Origin of the sequence: Butyricimonas sp. RTP31003st1_G1_RTP31003_210430, from assembly GCF_040920905.1 — a bacterium.
GTDB classification, from domain to species: domain Bacteria; phylum Bacteroidota; class Bacteroidia; order Bacteroidales; family Marinifilaceae; genus Butyricimonas; species Butyricimonas paravirosa.
The window spans coordinates 1-25,835 of sequence record NZ_JBCOSQ010000050.1; the positions used below are offsets into that span (position 1 = coordinate 1).

19 protein-coding genes are annotated in these 25,835 nt (G+C 41.2%); 4 read left to right on the forward strand and 15 right to left on the reverse strand.

The annotated features are described in order from the left end of the window. The 4 genes from AB5542_RS14745 to AB5542_RS14760 form a co-directional block, all read left to right on the forward strand. On the forward strand, positions 1-1,078 hold a 1,078-nt coding region (locus AB5542_RS14745; protein ID WP_368243145.1), incomplete at its 5' end, for a PAS domain-containing sensor histidine kinase. Positions 1,079-1,116: 38 nt separating this feature from the next. Next, positions 1,117-1,986 (forward strand): pyridoxamine kinase, encoded by an 870-nt coding sequence (locus tag AB5542_RS14750; protein WP_087421949.1) that lies wholly within the window; start codon positions 1,117-1,119, stop codon positions 1,984-1,986. Positions 1,987-2,022: 36 nt separating this feature from the next. After that, positions 2,023-2,847 carry an HAD-IIB family hydrolase gene (locus tag AB5542_RS14755; RefSeq protein WP_279039964.1) on the forward strand — a complete coding sequence of 275 codons (825 nt, stop codon included), beginning with the start codon at positions 2,023-2,025 and terminating at the stop codon, positions 2,845-2,847. Between the two features lie 2 nt (positions 2,848-2,849). Continuing rightward, the gene (locus tag AB5542_RS14760) at positions 2,850-3,419 is read left to right on the forward strand and encodes an AAA family ATPase (RefSeq protein WP_279039963.1); all 570 of its coding nucleotides are present in this window, start codon (positions 2,850-2,852) and stop codon (positions 3,417-3,419) included. 112 nt (positions 3,420-3,531) lie between these two features. Here AB5542_RS14760 and pyrF read toward each other — a convergent pair whose 3' ends face one another. The 15 genes from pyrF to AB5542_RS14835 all read right to left on the reverse strand — a co-directional run. Next, positions 3,532-4,359 carry an orotidine-5'-phosphate decarboxylase gene (gene pyrF, locus AB5542_RS14765; RefSeq protein WP_340279580.1) on the reverse strand — a complete coding sequence of 276 codons (828 nt, stop codon included), beginning with the start codon at positions 4,357-4,359 and terminating at the stop codon, positions 3,532-3,534. 39 nt (positions 4,360-4,398) lie between these two features. Beyond that, a complete protein-coding gene (prfA, locus tag AB5542_RS14770; RefSeq protein ID WP_118305688.1) occupies positions 4,399-5,484 on the reverse strand; it encodes a peptide chain release factor 1 in 1,086 nt (361 codons plus the stop codon). 184 nt (positions 5,485-5,668) lie between these two features. After that, the gene (locus AB5542_RS14775; protein ID WP_087421954.1) at positions 5,669-5,962 is read right to left on the reverse strand and encodes a nucleotidyltransferase family protein; all 294 of its coding nucleotides are present in this window, start codon (positions 5,960-5,962) and stop codon (positions 5,669-5,671) included. 165 nt (positions 5,963-6,127) lie between these two features. After that, on the reverse strand, positions 6,128-8,764 hold the full coding sequence (locus tag AB5542_RS14780) for a zinc-dependent metalloprotease (RefSeq protein ID WP_340279577.1): 2,637 nt from the start codon (positions 8,762-8,764) through the stop codon (positions 6,128-6,130). A gap of 93 nt (positions 8,765-8,857) precedes the next feature. Then, entirely contained in the window at positions 8,858-9,973 is a 1,116-nt protein-coding gene (locus tag AB5542_RS14785; RefSeq protein WP_340279576.1) for a redoxin domain-containing protein, read from the reverse strand. A 23-nt stretch (positions 9,974-9,996) separates the two neighbouring features. After that, complete coding sequence (locus AB5542_RS14790; RefSeq protein WP_340279575.1) at positions 9,997-11,235, reverse strand: thioredoxin fold domain-containing protein; 1,239 nt, start codon at positions 11,233-11,235, stop codon at positions 9,997-9,999. Positions 11,236-11,253: 18 nt separating this feature from the next. Further along, the gene (locus tag AB5542_RS14795; protein WP_162613839.1) at positions 11,254-12,573 is read right to left on the reverse strand and encodes a thioredoxin family protein; all 1,320 of its coding nucleotides are present in this window, start codon (positions 12,571-12,573) and stop codon (positions 11,254-11,256) included. A gap of 69 nt (positions 12,574-12,642) precedes the next feature. After that, entirely contained in the window at positions 12,643-13,503 is an 861-nt protein-coding gene (locus tag AB5542_RS14800) for a putative zinc-binding metallopeptidase (RefSeq protein ID WP_087421958.1), read from the reverse strand. An 18-nt stretch (positions 13,504-13,521) separates the two neighbouring features. Further along, positions 13,522-15,054 (reverse strand): RagB/SusD family nutrient uptake outer membrane protein, encoded by a 1,533-nt coding sequence (locus tag AB5542_RS14805; protein ID WP_087421959.1) that lies wholly within the window; start codon positions 15,052-15,054, stop codon positions 13,522-13,524. Between the two features lie 9 nt (positions 15,055-15,063). Then, entirely contained in the window at positions 15,064-18,627 is a 3,564-nt protein-coding gene (locus tag AB5542_RS14810) for a SusC/RagA family TonB-linked outer membrane protein (protein WP_158572067.1), read from the reverse strand. A gap of 158 nt (positions 18,628-18,785) precedes the next feature. Then, the gene (locus tag AB5542_RS14815; RefSeq protein WP_147344509.1) at positions 18,786-19,877 is read right to left on the reverse strand and encodes a FecR family protein; all 1,092 of its coding nucleotides are present in this window, start codon (positions 19,875-19,877) and stop codon (positions 18,786-18,788) included. Between the two features lie 275 nt (positions 19,878-20,152). Beyond that, positions 20,153-23,530, reverse strand: a complete 3,378-nt coding sequence (locus tag AB5542_RS14820) for an ABC transporter permease (protein ID WP_279041082.1) — start codon at positions 23,528-23,530, stop codon at positions 20,153-20,155. 119 nt (positions 23,531-23,649) lie between these two features. Then, on the reverse strand, positions 23,650-23,901 hold the full coding sequence (locus AB5542_RS14825) for a hypothetical protein (RefSeq protein WP_279041084.1): 252 nt from the start codon (positions 23,899-23,901) through the stop codon (positions 23,650-23,652). Between the two features lie 427 nt (positions 23,902-24,328). Next, entirely contained in the window at positions 24,329-24,868 is a 540-nt protein-coding gene (locus tag AB5542_RS14830) for an RNA polymerase sigma-70 factor (protein ID WP_087421965.1), read from the reverse strand. Positions 24,869-25,186: 318 nt separating this feature from the next. Next, positions 25,187-25,835, reverse strand: a 649-nt coding sequence (locus AB5542_RS14835; protein ID WP_368243147.1) for an NAD-dependent epimerase/dehydratase family protein, incomplete at its 5' end; no start/stop codon positions are given.

Consider the following 25,835-nt stretch of genomic DNA (forward strand, 5'->3'; position numbering starts at 1 on the left):
CCTCAGCCTGGCAAACGTCCTCCCATGGGATTGCGACGTTCCATCGTTAACCTTCTCCTGTGATTACGACATCTACCATCATGAAGACGCTCTCTTTGCCATTGACGGCAAATACTACTGTAAAGTCGAAAAGTATATCAACTCGATACATCCCGACTACCGGGAACATATGCGTGACGTGTTCAATGAACTCCTAACAGGTAAACGCAAAGAATTTCACGAGGAATACCTCGTACACTGGTACAATGACCGGGAATACGAGTGGGTCAACAAGCAAGGAACCGTTTACGAATACGATAGCACGGGAAAACCGAAAACCATCATCGGGTCAAGTATCGTGATCACGGAACGTAAACAAATGGAACAAAAGCTATTACATGCCAAAGAGCAGGCCGAGGAAAGCAACCGCTTGAAATCTGCATTTTTAGCAAACATGAGTCATGAAATCCGCACTCCACTCAACTCGATCGTGGGTTTCTCCGAGATTCTCGCCATGACGGAAGATGAAACAGAAAGGCAGGAATATATTAAAATCATAAAAAACAATAATAACTTGTTACTACAATTAATCAATGACATTCTCGACCTCTCTAAAATTGAGGCAGGGACGTTAGAGTTCGTGTACTCGAAAGTAGATATAAATAGCCTCATTGAAGAAATCGCCCAAGCGACCCTGCTTAAAATGATAAATCCCGATGTCACGTTCAGCGTGGAAGAACGTTTGCCACAGTGCATTATCAGAACAGAACGAAATCGCGTATTCCAAGTTATAAACAACTTCATCACGAATGCCATCAAGTTTACTCACCAAGGGAGCATAAAACTAGGTTACAGACTCTCGTCACCCGGCACGCTCTATTTTTACGTCTCGGACACGGGTTGCGGGATTGCACCCGATAAAAAAGAGAAAGTATTCGGCCGCTTTATCAAACTGAATAATTTTGCCCAGGGAACGGGACTGGGATTAGCCATCAGTGAAACAATTATCTCGAAACTAGGGGGAAAAATAGGCGTCGATTCAGAGGAAGGCAAAGGTTCCACTTTTTGGTTCACCTTGCCGTATGTTCCACTGAAATAAATTTTATTACCTTTGGGGAATAAAGAAAACGATTAATCATGAAGAAAATTGCCGCCATTCACGACCTGTCTGGCTACGGAAGAGCTTCATTGACCGTGGCCATCCCCATACTGACACACATGGGATTCCAGGTTTGCCCCCTTCCCACCGCCATACTATCCGCTCATAGCGAATACAAGGATTTCCGCTCGCTGGATCTGACCGATTACATGGAAAGTTTTATCTCTCACTGGAAAGAGTTACAACTCCAATTTGACGCCATTTACACGGGCTACCTGGCCTCCGTGAAACAGATGGGCATCGTCAGTGATTTCTTCGCACATTTCAAGAATGACCAAAATTTCATTCTCGTCGATCCCGTACTAGGAGACCACGGAGAATTATATTCCAGCATGACACCCGACATGGTGGAAGGAATGCGGAAACTTTGTTCCCAAGCCAAGGTGATCACCCCGAACTTGACGGAAGCAGCCTTTCTGCTCGGGCATAACCCACAACAAGAGATCTCCGTGGAAACCGCGATACAATGGTGCAAACAGTTGAGCGAACTCGGCCCGGAACACGTGATTATCACCTCCGCACCCGGAAGCAATGCTCAAAACGTGGCCACTCTCGCTTATAACCGCTTGGATCACCGGACTTGGAGAGTACTATGTGACTACATCCCGGCCTCATATCCCGGCACGGGCGACGCTTTCGCCAGCGTGATCACGGGATGTATGCTCAATGGAGACAGTCTCCCGGAAGCTCTCGACCGGGCCGTACACTTTATCAATATGGGAATTAAAGCCACCTTCGGCTACGCTCATAATCCCCTCGACGGCATGAATCAAGAAAAAGTACTCCACTACCTCAACGAACCATTACCTTATTACAAGTATGAACTCGTCGAGACAATTGAAAATTGAAAATGGAGAATTGAAAATAATATTTAAACTTATTACATGATTAAAGCTATCATTATTGATCTGGATGGAACCACACTTCCCCGCAACTGGCACCAGATAAGCGAGGAAAACCGGGTTGCACTGGAAGAGGCGGGCCAACAAGGCGTGGTTCGCATCCTAGCCACGGGACGTTCTGTGTTCTCTCTCAACAACACGCTACCCGAAGGCCTTCCGGTGGATTATATGGTATTTTCTTCCGGGGCCGGCATCATGCACTGGGATGACAAAGAGATTCTTCTCACCCGGGAATTATCGGCCGAAGAAACACTAGACATCGCTACCCACCTCTGGAAATACGATATAAATTTTACCATACAGCAAAGAATTCCCGACAACCATCATTTTTATTACCGGAATATCTCCTCTCTTCACGAAGATTTCCGACGCCGTATCGAAAATTATCCCGGCTTGGGAATCCCTATCTCTTCAATCGACGAGATACAGGGCGGGGCCACTCAATTTCTTGTTATCCTAGACGCACAACAACTTCAACTTCACGGTGATATTCAACAAAAATTATCAACCTACTCCGTGATCCGTTCCACGTCCCCCATCGACAACCAAGCCATCTGGACCGAAGTTTTCGCTCCCGATGTCAATAAAGGTACGTCTTGCCAGTTACTCCTTGATCAGCTAGGTATTCATTACGATGAATGTGCCGGACTCGGGAATGACTATAACGACCTTGATTTTCTCAAACGTTGCGGTCACCCGTTCATCGTGTCCAATGCCCCGAAAATACTACGGGATCAATTCGATAACATGCCCGCGGACGAAGATAACGGACTCGCCGTTTTCATCCGGCACGCTCTAAACTTGTAAACATGATTTATAAACCGAACTTCTTTGTCATCACCGGGGGACCCGGTGTTGGCAAAACGACCTTACTAGAGGCATTGGCCAAACAAGGTTTTCCGTATGTTCCCGAAGTAGCCCGGGAGATTATCCGGGAACAAGCCTCCCGAAACGGAGACGCCCTCCCTTGGGCAAATATACCCGCTTACACCCACCTCATGCTTTCCCGCTCCGTGGAATCCTTCGAACAGCACCAAAAACAGGAATCTGTTCTTTTCTTCGACCGGGGTATCCCCGACACCCTCGCTTACGTACACCTCACCCATCAATCCCCATCTCCCGAACTCCAACATGCCGTTCAAGATTTCCGCTACAATCCGCAGGTATTCATTCTTCCCCCTTGGCCCGAGATCTACGAAACCGATTCCGAACGCAAACAAACCTACCAAGAAGCCGTCGAAACCTACGATGTTATGCTCGTCACCTACCAACAACTTGATTACTCGCCCATAATCGTGCCTAAAGGGACACCAGAAGAGCGAGCAAATTTTGTCATTGATCGTTACAATCAAACGAAGGAGATCTCAGCTGTACGTTGAAATCGTACAACTGACACTCTTATAAATATACAATTTAAACGCCCCTCTTTATAAATCAAAAAGGTGTGTCGCCAAGCAACACACCTCCTACATATAGTTCAATCTCTTTCTCTTAAATCACCCCTTTGGCAGCAAGCAATTCTGCCATCTGTTGTTGCAACTTCACGGCCTCTTCTCTCGCTCTCACGGCAAAATTCTCGGTCTTATCCGCAAAAATAATCCCACGAGAAGAATTCACGATCAACCCACAATGGGAGTTCATACCGTATTTTGCGACCTCTTCCAAACTACCACCTTGCGCTCCCACTCCCGGAACCAGCAAGAAGTGATTCGGAACGATCTCACGGATACCGCTCAACATTTCCGCTTTCGTGGCACCCACAACATACATCATATTCTGGTCATTTCCCCACTCCTGAGATTTACGCAAAACTCGTTCATACAATTTCACGCCATTCTCTTCAAAGAATTGGAAATCAAAAGCACCTTTATTCGAGGTCAATGCCAACAGGATCACCCATTTGCCCTCGTATTTCAGAAACGGGGTCACGGAATCCTCTCCCATATAAGGAGCCACCGTGATAGAATCAAATTCCATAGTCTCCAAGAAAGCACGGGCGTACATCTCGGATGTATTTCCAATGTCCCCGCGTTTAGCATCGGCAATCAAGAAGATCTCAGGATATTTTGATTTGATGTATTTCACCGTTTTCTCCAACGTGATCCACCCGGAAACACCGTTGCTCTCATAAAATGCGATATTAGGTTTATAGGCAATTGCCACGTCGGCCGTCGCATCCACGATAGCTTTATTAAACTCGTACACGGGATCCTCCGCTCCCATCAGGTGTTGAGGTAATTTCTTTATATCTGAATCCAAGCCCACGCAAAGGAAGGACTTTTTATTTTTTACCTGTTCAAATAACTCGTTATAAGTCATACCTTCTAACTTTTATCTTTTAGTTTTTAACTTTTATCTTTAAAATCCGCTTTCCTTCAATTTTTCCGTGTTCTCCTCGATCTGCAATTTCTCGATAATCTCGCCCAACTCGCCATCCATAACGGCAGCCAAGTTATAAAGCGTCAGATTGATACGATGATCAGTCACACGTCCTTGCGGATAATTGTAAGTACGAATCTTGGCGGAACGGTCACCTGTGGAAACCATTGTTTTCCGTTTTGTAGCTATCTCGTCTAAATACTTCTGATGCTCGATCGCATAAATACGAGAACGCAACTCGGTCATTGCCTTCGCCAAGTTCTTCAACTGCGACTTCTCGTCCTGACAAGTCACCACGATACCCGTGGGAATATGTGTCAAACGGATAGCGGAATACGTCGTGTTCACGGACTGCCCCCCGGGACCGGAAGAACAATAGGTATCTTTCCGAATATCTGCCGGATTCAACACCACATCCACTTCTTCTGCCTCCGGCAGTACAGCCACCGTGGCCGCAGAGGTATGAACCCGTCCTTGAGTCTCTGTTGCCGGAACACGCTGTACGCGGTGTACTCCCGACTCGTATTTCATAATCCCGTAAACACCGTCACCCGTGATGTTCGCCACAATTTCCTTGTATCCCCCAGAAGTTCCTTCACTGTAATTGGTTATTTCTATTTTCCAACGTTTGGACTCGCAAAATTTCGTATACATACGGAACAAATCCCCCGCGAAAAGACTGGCCTCGTCACCCCCGGTTCCAGCACGAATTTCAAGAATCACGTTCTTTGAATCCTCCGGATCAGCTGGTACCAACAACATCTTCACCTTCGACTCCAATTCGGGAATCTTGGCATCCAGCTCCTCGATCTCCATCTCGGCCATCTCTTTCAGCTCCTTATCGGTCTCCGTGTTCAATATTTCCCGTGCCTCATCGTAAGAACTCACCGCACGTTTCAACTCGTCTCCCGCCTCCACGATCTGTTCCAGATCACGATACTCTTTATTCAACTTCACAAAACGATTCATGTCCTGTATCACCTCCGGGTCGGTTATCAACTGCCCGATCTCACGGAAACGAATATAAAATGTCTCTAATTTCTCTAATAGGGAATTGTCGCTCATATATATATCTAAATTATAATCGAACGCGAATTTAATAAATTATCCATTGATATTACAAATCTTCGATCAATTGCTCGACAACTTCCTTTAAAGGAGTTAAATGCTTATTGATTACTCCACACTTCGCTCCCGTATGACATTTATTGAATCCAGTATCTGTTTCAACTTATCTATAATCTCTTCCTTAAGCGTAGAGTCCATCTTTTTCGATTCTTTTTATTAACAATTCCCGAAGTCCCTCACGCAGGCGCAACAAATCAACCTTACAGCCACAGATTTGTTGAAGAGCATCCCGAATATCATGCATAGTATAAAAATCAGGCTCTTCCAACTCGACAAAAACATCCAAGTCACTATCATCCCGATGTTCTCCACGAGCCACAGAACCAAAGATTCCGATAGAACGAATGCCATATTTTGCAGCAAACTTTTCTTTAAACAGTCGTAAATCTGCCAAATATTCTTCTTTTGTCTTCATATATTGCCTTTTCCTATTCGTTTTTACAAAGATATGAAAAACAATCAAATATCCATCATTCATTTTTACATACGACAAAGACAAAGAAGAGGGGCAGCTCGATAAACGAACTGCCCCAGATCAATTTCAGACGTCATACTCTGAACACAAACTAGAAAACATACACTATAGTTTGTCCTTCAACGCGTTGTTTAATTTGATAAGAAGAGCCTGATAATGTACTTTCGCGTTTCCGGACATTCCTCCTATTTTACTTCTTAATAAATTCCGGGATTTCACGGCCATATCTTGCAAATAGGCCTTGGAATCGTCAATTGCCGTCGTGGCAACCGTTCTCTGCCAACCGTAACCGGGAGTTCCGAACTGATCGGCCACCATATTTGAGGCCACGTATCCCCGGCCATATTCTTCATCAACCGCACGGAACTGGTCTGCAAAACGACTGATCAAACCACTCTCATCCAAACCGTAAGCCACGATCTCGTCAACAGAAGGAGCAAAACCGAAAGGAGAGGTACTTTTCTTGGCACCGCCATCACTCAATGATGCACAGACCATATCCACCATCGTGTTTTGCAAAATCTTGTCTCCCTCTGTCAATGCCTTCCCTTGTAACAAGCTACTCCACGTGCCATTATACAAGTCCGTCATAAACTCATTAATCGAGTAAGGAGAGGATGCCACGTGAGAAGAAAGAATCACGTTACCGATCAATCCCTGAATATCCCCGGCCACTCTACTCCGAACGATTGCACTCCCGTCAACACTTAACGGGAAGTGAGCCTTCAATTCCGCATTATTCAACCAATCCATGGATTTGAACTGTTTCAACACCCACGCCATCGATGCTTTCTGACGAGCTTTCGGCACAGCCTCATAACGCTTACCCGGAGTACCCTCTTTCACTTCTGTCAGATAGATTCCACCGATATTATACATCACGTTCCTCAGATAGCGATAATATTGTGTCATAATCTGGCCGTACAGCGTCTGGCGATGAGAATAATCCGGATCATCATTAATCCATCCTTGCAAGTTGGAAAGAATATACTTCAGATTCTTCACACCATATTCGCTGGCTTTCATCGGGTCATCACCCAAGTCTTCCTCGATAGCACTCGGGTCATAACGAGTCTGTATCTGTTGGCGACCATAACGATAAATCGGGTCTCCCGCATGTTCGTCCACCCATTGTTCCACGATAGGTTGTTCCTCCCACTCGTCTCTCGTTCCGGGAATATATTGATAATTCCATTTAATCAAGAACTCGTCATAAACACCCAAATTCGGGGGTGTCAATTTCACGCCCTTATCCCCGGGTTGCGCCACGTAATTGAAACGAGCGTAATCCATGATACAAGGTGTCGTCCCGTATTTTTGAGTAAACGATGCAGAACGCAACGAATCAACCGGGAAAGCTGCCGAAGAGGCCATGTTGTGCATGAATCCCAAGCAATGCCCTACTTCGTGTGCCACCACGTAGATCAAAGAGGCTTTCACCACGTCATCCGGCAATTTCTTGCCTCTCACGGAAGGATCAAGCTGGGCGGTCTGCACGAAACGCCAGTTATTGATCAACTGGATGATATTACCGTAAACCAACACGGAGGCATTAATAATCTCACCCGTCGTCGGGTCTGTCCAAGAGGGTCCCATTGCATTAGCCGTGGAATTAGCCACGTAACGAATACAGGAGTATTTCAAGTTATCCGGGTCAAAATCGGGATCATCCTTCGGGAAATCCTTCGCAACCATCACGTTTTTAAAACCGATTTTCTCGAAAGCGGCATTCCAGGTAGTCACCGCCTGACGAATCGGTTCTTTCCACAATTCCGGGAAAGCGTCATCCACGTAAAACACAATCTGTTTCACGGGCTCCACCAGCTCGCCCCGTTTGTAAGCCTCCACGTCCTTCGGTTCCAATCTCCAGCGATGAGCCACGGAATAATTCCCGATTTCATCCTCCTTCGTGATAGAAAGACGGGTTTTCGTACTGTTGAAAATCCCCACGCGGGAATCCGAGATTCGGGGAATCATCTTATCTTCCGGCAAAAGCAAGATCGAACGGGTCACCGTGGCCGTGAAAGGATAATCATCCATCAATTTCATCATACCCATCACGCTCAACGACACCCCGTAAGACATCACCGTCTTCACGCTCAGGTTATCATCGAAAGCCTTGATCTCGTCCAAGTAAGATGCCTCTTTTTTAAAAGAAGAAGAGATTTTCACCATTCCCCCCATCATGGCATCCGCGAAAAAACTCAAATCTTTCACGTTTGTTGTGAACAGCGTGGTCATGTCAATCACCACGGCCGTACTGTCCGGGTTATACGCCTTGACGTCATAGGCATACAGGATCGGGTCACCATACACGTTATTCATCGCCTTTTGCAAATTATCGGTCGTCACGCCCGTTGACACGTAACGCAGGAAAATAGAACTGTCCCGTTTCGTGAATTTCAGATGCAAGGGATTATTCGCCTTGTAACCGATGTCACAAAATTCCGGAGAAGTCACGTTCGTCACGGTTGACGCCAATAATATTTCACGATCCATGTACTTCAAGGGTATCTCGAAATACAATTTACTGCCTACTTTATGCAACGTGATAAAATCACTTTTTGAAGTCTCCACGTTCTTCCCCTTCAATAACTTCTCGTAAGGACTTACTTTCTTAGGGGCCGGCAGAGTTGCCGTGGCGGTTCCTTTTTTCTTTTTCTTCTTACTCGCCGCATACAGGTCTGACGACAACGGCATGACAATAATCATTGCCAACAATACAATCATCCATTTTTTCATACATACTGTTTTAAATAATTCGTGTTTCATAAAACACCTTTTTCTTGTTATAGACTAAAAAAGTCAAAACGGTTGACAAGAAGAGTCTCTTTTTCAATTAAAAAAAGACGCCACTTTTTCCTTCAATGCCTCACCTCTCAAGTCCATGGCCACGATCCGACCTTCTTTATCCAACAAATACATTTTCGGAATTCCCGTCACGTTGTAAATCTTCGCCACCGGACATTCCCATCCCTTTAAAGAAGAGACGTGTATCCAAGGTAGGTCGTGCTTTTCAATGGCATTCACCCACGCATCTTTCTTGTCGTCCAACGACACACCATATATCTCGAACCCTTTGTCCTTATATTGCTCATAAACCGCTTTCACATTCGGTACCTCCGCCAAACACGGCCCACACCAAGATGCCCAGAAATCTAACAGCACATACTTGCCTCTCAATGAAGATAACTTAACATGTTTTCCATCCGGAGCCATCAAATCAATATCGGGGGCTATCCCTCCCACGTTAATCGAGCGCAAACTTGTCATTTTTTCCTTGAGCAACTGTCCCGGATAAGAGGCTTTCACTTCCGGGGTCAGGTTGTTATAGTAGCGCTCCACGTCTTCAAAAGGATATTCCCTAGCAATGAAGTCCCCGATCACATACGTGATCGCCAAGCTATTACTGTTCGAATCCACGAAATTCTTGATTCTTTCATCAACCGCTCTTTTCATCATCTCCACCGCTTTATACGTGGAATCCAGTTTCACAGAATCGTCCTTCACCTGTACCATGGCAAACATACCCCCCAAGCCGACCATACTTTTACTCATTGAAAGTCCCCGAGCCATCTCGAAAACTTTCTGCTCATGACTTCCCTGGATTGCCATTTTGTAAGCATCAATTTTATCCCCATTCTTATTCGTCATCTGGGTGGCCACAACCTTGATCGGTTCCCCATCCAACAAAATCTCCTGCTCATTTTTCTCAAGCGCTAGTAGATACTTCTCAAACTGCGGAATATTCCCCGTCATTTTAAACTGATTATCTTTCACAACTGCGGAATCTATAATCTGGAATTGCTTTTCCCTAGTTTCCTTTTTCAGATACACGACCTTTCCATTTCCATTCTCCCATGTTCCCGAAATCGTGTAAGTCTTTTTTTGGTCACATCCCATAACTAGTAAAATAATGGCACATAACCCATAACATACATTTTTTATCATACTTCTATCTTTTTAATATAACATCATTTCTTGTCCTTATCCGCCCCAAATAATTTTCTCATGGCAGCTTTCTTTTCCTCTTCCAACTGTTCGTATTTCTTCCGGGCATCCACGGCCTTATCCTTTTGTCCAAGTCTCGTGTAAAGCGTGGCGATCAAATCATAATAATTCTGTTTCACCAGATCACTCTTCACTTGATCTTCTTTCTCCTGTTGTTTGCCGATCACGTCCAATATGGAATTTAAAACTTTTTTATCCTTGGTCCGTTCTGTGATATACATATAGGTATCTCCCCGAAAATCATTCTCGTAATTCAATAAATTCAAATCATCGGCAAACATGATCCAACTATACATACCCTCCACGTCTCCAGCCAAACGACAATCATTAATTCTCAACTTACACAAGAGCATTGGAAAACGTTTTACGGTATTCTGAATCAACATACCCCGGAGAATATCTGCTTTCTCTGCCATCATTTTCAACGTGTCAGGATCAGTCGTACTCGTGGTGACTCTTATAATTTCCTTCACGGCTCTCCCCATTCCATCTGCTAACTGACGTTCCAAATCGTAACGATTTACATCCATACGATACTGGTATTTCTCAATCTCCTTGAAAACATATTGATAGGCTTCCGAATAAGGATCAGTAATATATTTTCCCACTAGATTCCAAATCTCTTTATCCTTTAGTTTCTCCATCGGGATCGTCGCAATAAACTCAGAAATAATCGTTGGGATATTCTCTCTTTTAAAAGCCCCGTTCAAGGCTGCCACGTAATCACGAACCGTTTCAAAATCACGAGCTCCAGCCTCGTACTTTTTCTGCAAGGCCGGTAATGATTTTCCCTCCATTCCCGCTTTCATTCCGGCAATCAAGTTCTCCGCCTTTTGGTAACCAGCCATTTGATGCACAACATTTCCATCACCATCAAGTAATAATAAAGTCGGAAAACCAATGATATACTCCTTGTATTTTTCACGTAACATTTTCCCATCACCTTTCTCCATATCATACTTCACGTTCACGAAATGGGTATTGAAAAAATCACCCACCTGTTTCTGCGGGAAAACATCCTGCGCCAACCCTTTACAAGGGCCGCACCACACCGTGTAACAATCCATGAATATCAGCTGATTTTGCTCTTTCGCTCGCTGTAAAACCTTGCTCCACGGTTCATTATCCATGAACTCGATACCCTGTCCGAAAACGCCGTTTCCTAACACCACAAGCATACAAATGATTAACAATCTTTTCATACAATACCATTTTTCGTGTTACTTCATCCCAATTTTCTCGTGAAGATCATTCATTCTCTGACGATATTCATCATCAATCTGAGCTTGAGTTTTCTCATCTTTAAACATCTTCTTCATATCTACCAACCGAAGTTTATAATACTCATCAAATTTCTTCGCACACGCCTCACTCTTTTTCTTATCCCCCAAACGATAATACCCGATAGCCAAAATATCGTAAGCGTTTTCAGTAAAAAGAGTAACTTTGCCATTACTTCTTTCATCCGCAACATCCTGTTTCTCTTGCATAATTGTCAGGTACTTCCGGATAATCTCTTTTTGAGTCTTGGCGTCAGCGTGCTCAATCATGTATTTGTACATATCCGGTCGGAAAGAATACTCGTCTCTTGTAGCCTGTAAAGTCTTATCAGCCTCTAGTATCGCATCAAGAGCCAGAATATCTCCATTCATCCGTATATCATTAATAGCAAGCTTGGCATTCAATTCACCAAAACCTTTCACGGACGCTCCCTGTAATAATTTTTTCAACTTTTCTTCTTTCGTTTTCATCAAAGCTAAAGTGTCTGCATTAGTATACGCAAGCGTTACATTCACGATCTCACGCACGGCATCCGACATAGCCCTCTGTAAACGAGATTCAATATCATACCGATTTATTTTAAGCCGGTATTGGAGCTTATCCAGATTTTTAAGAACATACCCGTACCGCGTAGAATAAGCATCATTTAAATAAGGTAAATACAATTCCAGCAACTCTTTATTCATCAATGAGTCCAACGGCATAGATTCAATATAGTCTCTCACGATTTTCTCTTTTGTACCTTGATCATACGCCACGTCAAGTGCTTTACAATAATCCTTGATCAATTCCAAAGAACGTTCTCCCGCCTCATACCTTTTTTGAAATACAGCCAACGTCTTTCCATCCAACCCGTCCTGCAAAGCCGCAATAAGAGCATCCGGTTCCGTGTATCCCACGACTTTATGAACGATACTTTCATCGGCAGGATTGATCACCAACATCGTCGGGAATCCCGGAATGTTATCCTTGTACTTCTTGTACAACATAATCCCCTCTCCCTTTTCCATATCGTACTTGCAACACACGAAGTTAGAATTCAAAAACTCCCCGACTTTCGGTTGCGGGAATACGTTTTGTGCCAATCCCTTACATGGACCACACCAAGAGGTGTAGCAATCCATAAAAATATACTTTCCCTGTTCTTGTGCCGTTTTCAAGACATCACTCCATTTTTTCCCCTCTAAAAACTCAGTACCCTGTCCAAAAACAGTACACCTAAGCACGATAAGTATGCTAACGAGCAACAATTTTTTCATACAATATAATTTTATAATGATCTTCTTCATGGTTCCGTGACCGAGTCCGGTCACGGAACCTACGTTTATTTATTCCGTGGCCTCTGGTAACGTAATACCAAAGTTCTCAAGGAAGTACTCTTTTACCAATTCTACTTTTCTCTTCACATCTGCATTCTTTGCATAATATGTTTCTTTCTCCGAAGGTTTCTTGAAAGCAATAAATGCCACGTAATCTCCAAAATCTTGTGCATAACTTGTCGTGTACATATTGCGCCCATTAGCATTATATTTTCCTCTCCTTCCAAATTTCAATATAGCATATGTCGCAACCATATCCGTCGTGGCTGCCACGTATTGATACGTGATAACAGTCCCGTTACTTAGAATTGAACTCGGATTATACCCGGCATCACTGATAATCGCAAAATCTGTTGGATAAGGCCAAACAGCAAGCATCCGTTCCACAAATATCGAAATCCAAGCATCACGTAACTCGTCTTTATCTAATTCATCAAACTGTTCTCCCACTCGCCCGATGATCAACTTACTATTCACAGCATGACCATTCCAATCACTATATAACCCCATCAAAGTATCTGTTAAATAGATATTTAAAGGGACATATTTTTGACAGAATTCTGTCGGAAAAATAGAAAGAACTTTTTCCTCTATAAAGTCTAACACGTCAACAACTTTATCCGCTTTAGCAGGAGAATAAGACGGCGTTGAGAAATGTGTTGACCAATCATAAGTAAACTCCTCTTTTGTAAATTCATAATGAATGAAACATCCATAATTTTCATACATTTTTTTAATCTTCGAATCAACAGGGGTCTTATCCGTCAATTCTGGCTGAGAAGGAACATCCAGTTTTATATCAGAATCATCGTTATCCACACAAGATACAGATATAAAACACAACAACATAAAAATGATTATATTTTTCATATCGTACTTTTTAATTCATTATTCAGGAAGTCTTATCGGACGAGCATTATTTAATGCCGAATTAAATTCTCTCTCCAATTGAGGGAAATTAATCACATAAGCCGGATCTTTTTCTTTCAACTTGTATACTTCTCCACCCATCCACGTATGCGACAAGGCTGGTTGTCCGGTTCTACGTAAATCCCACCACCGATGATGCTCTTCAAAACAAAGTTCCCTTCTACGTTCATCCCATACGAATTTTATCAACGCATCCACGGAAGCAAAATCACCGCTATTCAAACTCGTATAAGGTTTAATCCGGTGAGACCGCAATGCATTTAAATATTCCAACACCTTATCTATTTCCGGATTTGTCTTACGAGCATACGCCTCTGCAAGAGAGATATACACTTCCCCTGTTCTAAAACTACTCTGATAATCTTCCCCAACAATATTATAATGATCATATTTTATCGGTACATACGGATAATAACTTGCAGAAGGAGCTATGATCCAATACGTGAAACGTTTGTCTCCTTCAATCACGTTCCCTCCTTCCGTTTCAACAATTTGGTAATCAAACATGGACACGATCGAATTAGAAGCAGCAGAAGATATACTGATACAATCCCCAGCTAAAATTCCACCGACATAGAAAACATCATAATGAGATTCTTTTTCTCCATTATCATATAGCCACACTATTTCCGGATTATTAGCCGGATAAATAAATTTATCTTGAAAATTAGATGAGGAGGGAGAACTTGTTCCCGTCGATACCGGTTTATCCGTAATATCATACAACGAACTATTAATTTTCAAAACTTTTTCACCATACTCAATAACGAGATCAAAATCTTCCATAAACAAAGCTACTCGCACTCCTAATATCAACGCCGCTCCATAGTTAATCTCATATATTCCAGATATATTAGCTTTCTCTAAAGAACTTATAGCCTCCTCGACATCTGATTTTATCCTTCCCCATACTTCTTCCATCGTTGCCCGGGGAAATTTTTCCATTGTCGGAGTCGGGTCTAATACTAAAGGAACACAAGGATCTGTCGCTTGGGCCTCATTATATGCCTGTGCATAAAAATTAGCTAACAAAAAATATCCAAAAGCACGAGTAAAATGAGCTTGTCCCGATAAAATCTTCTTTTCCGCATCCGTTCCTTCCATCTCATCCAACGCACTTATACAAGTGTTCGCCACCAGAATTTGTTTGTAAAGATACTGGTAACATCGATCTGTCATCACGTCATTCTCAATTTCAGTTTCCCATTTATAAGAATCCCCGTAACTTTCAAAATTAGAATCTCCAAAACCTCCCCATGATCCCCCGGCAACAGCATCAAAATACTCGACATCATCTGTCATGTACAATGCAAAAACACTTTTTGCCAAGAATTCCTTAAAATAGCCTTCGCCCTGTAATAATTCTTTGTAATGCTCCACGGTCTTGGGAACTATCAAATCCTGAGAAGTCGTCTCCAAGAAGTCATCACAACTAATCGCCATTGTCATTAGTATGACTACTAAAATATATTTACATATCGCTTTCATCATAGTTTCCTTTTAAAATGTTACATTTAGCCCTAAAGAATAAGTTCTTGGTATAGGAGTATTGGAATCACCCGACTCCGGATCGCGTCCCCTCCATTCTTTCGCGGCAATTTGGAATAAATTGGTTGCCTGGAAATTAAAAGATATATCTTGTATCTTTATTTTTTCCAAGATCTTCGTCGGAATACGATACATCAAACTAAGATTTCTCAAACGGACATTATCAATCTTGGCAACTCGAACATCAGTCTTATCATATAACTGTGTTCCATAATAAACAGACCCTCGACCATCCAATGCACTCTTCTGATTTAACTGGTTATAAGTCCTATTATCATATAGAGCCGGGAATATTGTAGAATTCTCATCTCCCGGATTGTTCCACCGATGTTTTAATTCCTTCGTCACATTGATCAACGGATCAAATATTTTATAATATTCTTGTCGATAAATATTCGGTAAACGTCTATGGGCCCCCAAAGTATAGGTAAATCCTAAATCAATCCGGAAGTTTTTATATCGGAAATTAAGCCCTAAACTACCACTTGTTGTCGGGTCCAAGCAACCTGATTTCACCAAATCGATTTCTTCTTCATAAAGAGCATAATGAGGATACTTTACTCCATCCACTTCCGAATAGTTCTTGCCATCTTTATCGTAAAATGTCGGGTAACCTGTTTCCCCGTTCAACCCGGCAAAACGATAAGAATAAAACGTTCCCATGGGTTTACCTTCTATCAAAGCTGAACCGTTCAACATTTCCGAATTTGTAATATCACTGTCACTATTAGCTGATACTAACTCGTTCTTATTGTAAGAATAAACAAAATTCACACTAAAGGCATAATCTGCCGTTCGTATAGGATAAAATCTGAACGTTAACTCACAACCACTATTATCAATCCTTCCCCCATTAATTTTAACCGTACTTAATCCCATGGATTGAGATACTTTTTTACTCATAATCATATCTTCACCCTTCTTGAAATAGTAGTTAAATTCTCCCTGTATCCGATCTTTCAATAAAGCAATTTCCAAACCCAGATTATAAGATGTTGTCTTTTCCCAACGTAAATCGGCATTAGGCAAGTATTCAAAGAAGGACTCGTTCAAACGAGTAACCGTATTTAACGCTCCTACCTGAATAACCAATTCCGGGGATGTACTTTTATCTATATTTCCCTGAATTCCGTAAGAAGCCTTTAAAGCTAATAGCGAAATGATATTACTTCCTTTCACAAAAGGTTCTTCTGTCAACGTATACCTTCCGGCAATAGACCAAATAGGCAAAAAACGGTATTTCGGGTTCTCTCCAAATTTATTGGAACCATCCATTCGAATATTTCCGTTTAAAGTGATCTTTTCCCGCCATGTATAAGCCAAAGTTCCTGCCCATGACACGTAATTTGTCAAATTATCAGAGATACGCGGTCTTAGATTTGCTAACTCTGCAACATACGCGGACGTTAACATGGGAGTAAGGGTCTGTCCCCGCTCCGGCATCCAACCATAATACGTGCCACTGAATCCCGTCTGCTTTACCCCTCTAATCTCCGAAAGAGCAGATGCAGAAACTTCATGATCCCCCCAATGACCGGAAAATCCGATCGTGTTCCGAATCATATAAGTAGTCTGTTCTGTCTCGGACTTATCAATTATTCCACCGATAGGAATGACACTGTTATCTTCAGCCAATGAATTCGGTTCAATACTTCCTATATTATATTTACGTTTTATCCCCACGTAATTGGAAGCCTCCTTTGCATATGAATTTTGTTTAGATTGCTGGTAAGAATATGAACCTAAAAAATCATATTTAAAACCGTATTTTATTCTCCATTGAAGATTAACCTGACCGGTTATACCCGCAACTTTTCCCGCAGATCCTGTTTGTCCCAACTCATGTACAATATTATATAACATTTCTTCTTTGGGAGCCTGACTACTTGCAAGTTGTCCTTTCTGCCTTGTTTCATAATAAAATAATGATCCGTCCTCGTTATAACAAGGGATCGTCCGGGAAGTTTCATAAGCATACTGGTTAGGATTCACCGAACTATGAAAACCTTTATTCTCAGTAACATTCCCATTCAAAGTCACACCAACAAATACTTGGTCATTTAACCATGAATTCAATTTCATCATTGTCGTATAACGTTTACTGACACTTCCTTCGGCCGTTCCAAAATTTTGATCAAAACCAATTGATGCATAATACCGGGTATCCTTGGAGCCTCCGTTTATACTCAATGTATGATTATGACTCAAAACGTTTCTAAACAATATATCATACCAGTCCGTGTTACGCTTAGCCATCCGTTTGGTTCCAAGGGCAAAATCTTCATAAGATATTTTACGATTCATATAATCCATATATAACCCTTCATACCCCAAAGAAACCGGTACTCGTCCGTATTCCAAAGACTTAGCAATAATATCTTGAGAAAGTTGAATTCTTTCCGCAGCATTCATCAAATAAAAATCACCGTATGAAGGGCGTTGATTTAAAGTCATGGAAGTATTATAATTCAATTGAGCCTTACCCTCTTTTCCTTGTTTGGTTGTCAACACGATCACCCCATTTGCCGCTTGGACACCATATATTGCCGTTGCCGAAGCATCCTTTAAAACGGTGATTGTTTCTATATCCCGAGGATTAATACCAGCAATAGCGTTACCGATCAAGTAAGCTGCATCGTCTCCATTGATCTGGGAATAATCTACATTTACCGGGTCTTCCAGAATAACCCCATCCAACACCCAAACGGGAGCCTTCGATGATGTAATTGAAGATATTCCTCGGATACGAATTTTAGGAGTTGCACTCGGTTCCCCGGATGTCTGTACGATTGTCATCCCCGGGATCTGTCCGATCAACATTTGGTCTATTGACGATTTTGAATTTAACATCACATCGTCCGCCTTTATTTGACTAACGGCACTCGCCGTTTCCCTACGGGATAACGTGGTGTATCCGGTAACAACAACTTCATCCATTTCCAATAAATCTTCTTCCATCGTAATCAACCACTCTCCCGTTTTAGGACGACTTTTGTAAGCCACGGTTTTAGTTTTCATTCCAACGAAAGAAAAAATAAATTCAACATTTGCCGTCGTATCAGGAACCATGATAAAAAACACGCCATCAACACCTGTTGTAACTCCCGTAGATGTTCCTTTTAACAAAACAGTTACTCCCGGTATCGGCTTTTTATCCTCTCCTACAACCCTTCCTGATGCAATCGTAGCTTTATTAACATCCTTAGACTCTGCTTGTAACAATTTCGGAGAAATAACGACCACCTGTTCCTCAATCATATACCACAATTGAGTTCCTTTGAGACATTCAGCCAATACATCTTTCAAATCCTTATTACTGACATTTAAAGACACTTTTCCAATGCGTTCAATCTCGTTATTACTATACACGAATTCATACCCCGTAAGTTTGGTAATCTCTTTAAAAACCTCTTTAAGAGTCGCATTTTTCACGTCTATACTCACCCGTACTTGAGAAAAAGTACTTGCAGTAACGGAAGATAGACTTAGAACTAAAATACAAATAAAGACTTTCATAGTTCGAAACATTTTCTTTATGACATTAGATCCCCATCCTATGTCAAAATCTCGATTTTTTTCCATAGATTTGTACAGTTTTAATTATTAATAATTTGCCATTCCCCAATGGCAGTTATTCAACACGGGAATTTGTTAGCGCAAGTTCCCGTTTTCCATCACTCTAGCTGAACGATTAACGTTCGGTCATTCAATTCAAATTTTATGTTGGTTGTAAGAGCCAATATTTTCAGGACATTACTAATATCTTCATACTTGGGCAAATTACCCGTGAACCGTTTCTCCGTCAACGCATGATTTTGAATAAAAACGGTTATATTATACCACCGTTCTAATTTTTTCAATACATCTTCCAACGGTTCATTTTCAAAAACAAAACGATCGTCTTTCCAGGCTATATAAGGTCTTACATCTACTTGTTCAACTCTTAACTCCTTATCAATACACGTCACTTGCTCTCCGGGATGTAATAACACCTGTTGTTTATCCAACAACACTTCTACAGCCCCCCGTACCAATGTGGTTTGTTGATGTTCATCCGGATATGCTTTCAAGTTAAAAGCGGTTCCCAATACCCGGACATCAATACCGTTTGTTTTCACGACAAAAGGTCTCAAACTATCTTTCGCTACTTCAAAAAACGCTTCCCCTTCTAATGAAACTTGACGCTCATTCCCTATAAAACGATCCGGATAATGGATTTTAGAATCCGCATTCAAGGTTACCACCGTTCCATCAGCCAAACACAACACAAATTCTCCACCTCTTGGTATTTGTAACGTGTGCCATTCCACATTCTTCTCCTCTACTGTATCTGAATATACTAATTTACTCCCGGTATTCACGAAATTTTCCCCTTTTACCTCCCGTATAATAGTCTCCCGGCCGGCTTCTAACTGGATCATTTCTCCTGATTCCAGAAAGAGCATTGCCTTGGAACGTCCGTATTCTATAGGTAAAGAACTAGCGTATTTCATATCCCGCTCCTGTCCTCCCCAAAAATGCCATACCATTCCCCCACATAACAAAATAGCCACGGACGCCGCACAAACCCTAGCCCAACGCCCTATTTTTCTACGAGGCGTTAACCTTACACGTAGCTTTTCCCAATCCTCCACAGAATCATATCCACGAAATTCCTGCAAACTATTCCCCACATAACCAGAGTTTTGCAATCTTTCAAATAAAGCACGGTTTCTTCTATCTTCCTCTATCCATTCCGTAAACTCATCAGATTCCCCCTTCGTCATATCTCCCCTCAAATAAGCCAATATGAAACGAACAATTTCCTCTCGCTTATATTTTTTAACGATCGTTTAATGAGATAAAAAAGATAAATGATAAATTTTGTTGAATATATTTCAATAAACAGTTATAAATCAAATCATTAAATGTAGTTGATAATTTGTTGTAAAAAGAAAAGTTGATCGAAATGAAGGCAAAAAGAGAATATAAAAAAACGATCGTTTTTTCATTTATTACTAAAACAGATAACATTGAAAAAGGATGACAAAAAAAATGATTTTTATTTACTCACGTAAACAATTTTTACAGCATCTCCTTGAATAATTTGATCAATCTCGCTCCCTTTATCACTCAACTCTATACTCAGTTTTCCTTTCTCCAAATAAAATTGTCCTAGTAAAAACCAAGAATCAAGCGTCCTCTCTCTCACATTTAGCTCAGCAGAATACACGTTTACCCCACTTTTGACAGTATAATACTGCATATATTTTAGTTTCGCTAACGCATAAGGATCCCGTTGTACTTTTATCGTCTTAGAAATTCCCCCTACTGGGCTATAAATATAAATCTCATAATTTCCATCAGTCAAGATCTCAGTATTCCAAGATACAACCGATTTTCCCTCACCGACCAATTTATATACAGCACTTCGAACAGGAGAACCGTAGGCATTCTCATTCACATAAACCCGCCAACCCTCTTTACCATCAGCAACGGGTTCATAATCATATATATCATTAATATTTTTCTCTTCTTTCCCGAATAAATCCCGAAACCACAATTCACGTTTTTTAGGTATATAAAATCCGGCATCCTCGTTATCCACAATAATCTCAGAGGATCCTCCACGTTGTAAAAAATACGCTTTTTCTTTCAGATAAACGCTCTCTTTTACCTCTCCCGTTAGTTGGTGACTGAAATCACTTTTAATCTGCCGAGGATAATTTTTAGAAATTCCTAAATCAAGTACCGGTATTTGCTTACACAACAGGGTTAAAACTTTTCCTGTCCCTGCATTAATCTTGATATTCCGATAATAAATGTTATCACTAGAATAATAAGCTCTAGAAAAAAGCCCCGTATTCTTTTGTTCTACTAACGAAACAATCCCATCAACCTCACTATCATTATACAATTCTAATACCACACGATATTTCCCGGTTTTATTCGGTTCTGAAGCTAATAAACCAGATAACTTAAGAAATTGATCGAATTCTATATCTTCTGCACATTCATCAATTTTCTCTACTCGAAATTTTTTAAGGACATACACCGGTATAGACTTCTGATTATACCACCCTGACAATATCGCTTTACAATCCACACCACGGGTAATTTCAAGCTTACGACTTATATTCTCAAAATTCATTTCCTGAAAATACAAACCACGAGTACAGGAATCAACAAATGCATATAACTCTTTAGGCTGTATTCCATAGAATGTAAAATGTCGGAATAAATCGTCCGTCTTTAGAGAAAGGATCTTCTCGTACACTTCGTCCGATAATGATGAATCATCACCTGCATTAGCCATACTATGATTCTTCAAATAGTTGATAGCCTTCCCCTCCAATAATTTTTGTCTATAATAATCTTCCTTCGCTACTCTCGCTGACTCAGACTTCATCACACCCAAGAAGACATGATCCAACACAGGGAAATCAGTACTTTTTACTTGAAACACCTGCTCATAAAACATCGGAGATAAATAATAATTATTTAATTTCTGCTCCAAATGCTCCCCTTTCTTCTCTTCCCACCCTAACGTGAAAGGATTAAACTCCATATACCCGGTAAGCAAAGTCTTCCAATGATACTTTTTCAAAAACAAGCCCTCGATCAACTGTTTAATGATGAACTGTTCCTTTACCTTATCAGAATATCTATCCGCTATTAACGGTATATAACAAGCAGAAATCGTCATTCTTTTAACTTTTCCTCCTTTTTTCTCCTGCCTCATGTCCATGCAATAACCGACACCTCGCTCCGGCAGAAAAACAATTTCAGGTTGCACGTACCCACTCCCTCCTTGCCACTCCCGATAATATGATGTAAAGGAGAGTGGAGTTTCTACAATTTGAAACCGAGAATAGGGAAAAGGACGCCCCATCATTTCTTCCAATGTTCCTTTGGATTCCCGAATGGTTTCTGATAAAAATTCCTCCACGTGATTTAAACCACGAAACACGTCAAGGCTATTCTTAAACATATACAACTCGTAACGTATCCCATCCACATTTATCATCCGGCCGATATAATCTCCCATACAAAGAGATAAACCGGTTACGGGATTCCTATTTTTAAATACCACCCGATCTCTATACACGCTTTTTTCCCCCTGCGAGATAACTTTCTGTTTTCCATGTCCGGATATAGTCAAATTGAAAATCGTAAACTGTCGGGAAACATCAAACGGAGAAACAGGATTCACCGGGGGGACCGTCACAGGATACCAAAGACACTCAGGCAACAATAGCGTGTAATCTTTTCCTAAAAAAGCATTCCGTTTACCGAAACGACATGTCAGATAACTACACGTTCGTGTATCTTGATAAGATATATCAGGCACATCAAGATAACAAATTCGATCATCAATTCCTCCCGCATACACGATCTCTATTTTCATTTTGCCAGCGGAAGAGACCCTCTTATTCACGATAACCACCTGACCTTCCCGTCTAAATGACATCTCTTCTCCCTGAACTTTCAAAGAACTTATCTTTAACGCCGGATTCAAAAAAAACACGATTTCATCCAATTCTCGACCCAATCGATTCTCCACGAATAATCGACTCTTGCAAGAAATTGTTGCTCCTGCATGATAAAGTTCTATATCTTGATTCACTAAAGCAAGATAATCTTTCTCCCGATATTGAGTATATATATCCCGATAAAACTCTCTCGTCTTATTCTCATCATACTCTTCCTTGTAACACACGAAACCACAACAGATTCCACCTAAAAGTAAGAACAAAAGAAAAACCGTCCTTACTGAAACGCGCGAACCATTCGGCAGGCGATAAAAACATTTTATCGCCAAAACTAAAAAGAAACTACCTATCAGGAACCAACAAGATCGCTGAAAAAGATAGTAAGATAACTCTGGGTGTCCAACCTGTCCCGATAACGCATTAGGCAAGGATATTCCCAAAGAATCCATTATTCCCTCCCGTGTAAAATAAAGGTTCAGAAAAAAACAAAAGAAAAGGATCACCAAACCAATAGTCTGTTCTCTAAATACAGAGAACATGAAAAAGGAAAAACCGGTATAAAATATCATAGAGGGAATAAACAATGTCAAAAAATAAAATAAATACGCCCACAAAGAAAATGGAGCTGCACTAAAAAACAAGTGAACACAAAGCCCCAAGAAAAGCGAAAATAATGCACCTACTCCAAAACTGACCAAAAACCCTAGATAATACCCCAACACCAATTCCCAGTTACTTACCGAACGATAATGAACCGTCTCCATCGTGTCAAGCCCTCGCTCCCGAGTAAAGTAATTTCCTGCTAGAAAAATAACGACAAAAGCCTGCAATATTGTATAAATATACAAATTCATGTATGGGATGAAAGAAGCCATCGTAATTAACCCCGAAATATTGTAGCGGGTCACATTTCCTTGAAAAATTAATTGAAATATGAATATTCCCACGCAAGAAAAAATTAGAAAAAAACGAAATAACCAACTCCGAAAAACGAGCCGACAACTAATTCTCGCGATGTGTATGACCGTATTAAAGTCCATAAGCCTCCTAGCTACTATTTACAAACTTAATTTTGCGTAATCCATGAAACAATTAATCCTGGATAAAATTCCTCAAACATTCTAGCAAATCCTTCCGCCAAATCGAACATCACTTGTTCCAAATATTGTGGATCAGTATGTCCCATATACAATGTAAATTGATACCCAAGAGAAACACTTGTCCAATCATCCCCATAAATGACAACAAGTCCTATATGTTCTTTCAAATTTTCTGCAATCTTTTTTATTGAATTTTCAATATTATACCTTGCTTCCATTTCTGTTATACTAGGACTAACATAAGTAAAATCCAATACATAACAAATAGTATATACTGTTTTTGAAGAAAATTCAACACGATTCTCAAATATTTACCCTTGAGATAAATTCCAAGGAGAAAACATCCATCCAAGAGAGGATATAAACAAAAGACAAATCACCTTTTTCATAACGTTATAATGTTTTAATTATTAATTATAAGTTCCCCAACTTATAACAATAAACAGGTACTCTCTCAAAAGGATGACAGTAAATATAAATTATTTTTCTCTTTCTATATATTTCTATTGTGTAATTTAATTACGCAAAATACACAATAAATAATACCATGATTAAGTTCAAAACCATCATGAATACTACCTTAATCAAAAAAGGAATATTATATGACTAGAATTTACCATATAGCTCCATTCACACCTCTATCGATCAAAAAAACATAAGTATCACCACCGGATAAAGATGTTGCAACCGCTCCCGCAGATACTTTTTAGCTCGCTGACGTTGCGTCTTCACGGTTGACTCGGCCACATCCAGTTGCTCGCAAATGGTCTTAATATCCAACATCTCGATATAACTCATCTTGAAAATACGCTGACATTCAGTAGGTAATTCATCAATAGCGGCAAAGATTTCCTCGAAAACATCCGTTTCTACCTGAAAACAAAAAGCATCTTCCTCATCAGGAGCTTTCAACCCCAAACGACGATTCGCTTTTGCCCGGACCTGCAATTTTTCCAGATAATTCAATGCCGCATTCTGGACACAATTATACAAGAATGATTTTAACGCCGATTGATTCTCGAATTTCCCCTTGGATTCCCAAAAACGAAGAAACACCTCTTGCACAATATCCCTTGCCGCCTCATCATCTCGCACGAACTTATTGGCGAAATAACATAGTGACGCATAATATTTATGAAATACACTTTCAAATATTTCCGGTTGTTTCACGTTCAGTATATCCACTAATATCTTATTTTAGTCGTTAAACCATTGCGACTCGCCCTACCTCTCGCATCAAAAATACATTTTTCTAACGAGAAACATATAACAAACAAGAAAATTATTTAATCAAAATAAACACGAACAACAACTACACCTCATCCCCTACCACCAAGCCCACGCTAATAGAGGCCCGGTTCCCTTTACTATTCATGGCAAAACCATGAACCACGACTTCATGAATATTCCAACCTATATTTAAATGGAGATTTTCGAGAAGATAGCCTCGGGACAGGGAAAGCTCCTACCGGACCTCATGAACCCCGACCTAGGCAACCCGCTTCACAAATCCTTGAAAAAACGAGTCGTCTCTTCAAGCGTATGAAAATGAAAATTGGGAAAAAGAGACAACACCTTCGCACTGGAATAACGGGATTTATGTTGAGACGAGCGAGCCGTTTCCTTCGTGAAAGCCGGTTTCTTTCCCGTGAACAGAGCCACGAAAGCCAGTAACCGCCATGCCAAACCTGTCATCCACGGTGCCATCCGAATACGAGGCGGGCGCTTGCCCACGACACGGGCAATCACGGTAAACAACTCCCGATAAGAATAATTTCCCCCACATAATACGAAACGCTCTCCCCGAATAGCACTGTCTTTCGCCAAACGAATCATCAACTCGCAGACATCCCGCACATCCACGTATCCATTCACGCCTTCCGTGTAGAAAGGTATCCCCTTACTCACCTGTTCAAACAACTTGACACTACTTCGTCCCCGTAACCCCGCCCCCAAAATAATAGCCGGGTTCACAATCACAACATCCAGTCCTTGACGGACATATTTCCAGACAATTTTCTCAGCCTCCCCTTTACTACCAGAATAAAGCGAGTGGACCGATCCCGGAATCTCCGGTGTACTCTCATCAATCACGACACTCTCGTTGGGAGCGTCCCCCAAAGCGGCAATCGAACTCACGAAACACAGGCGT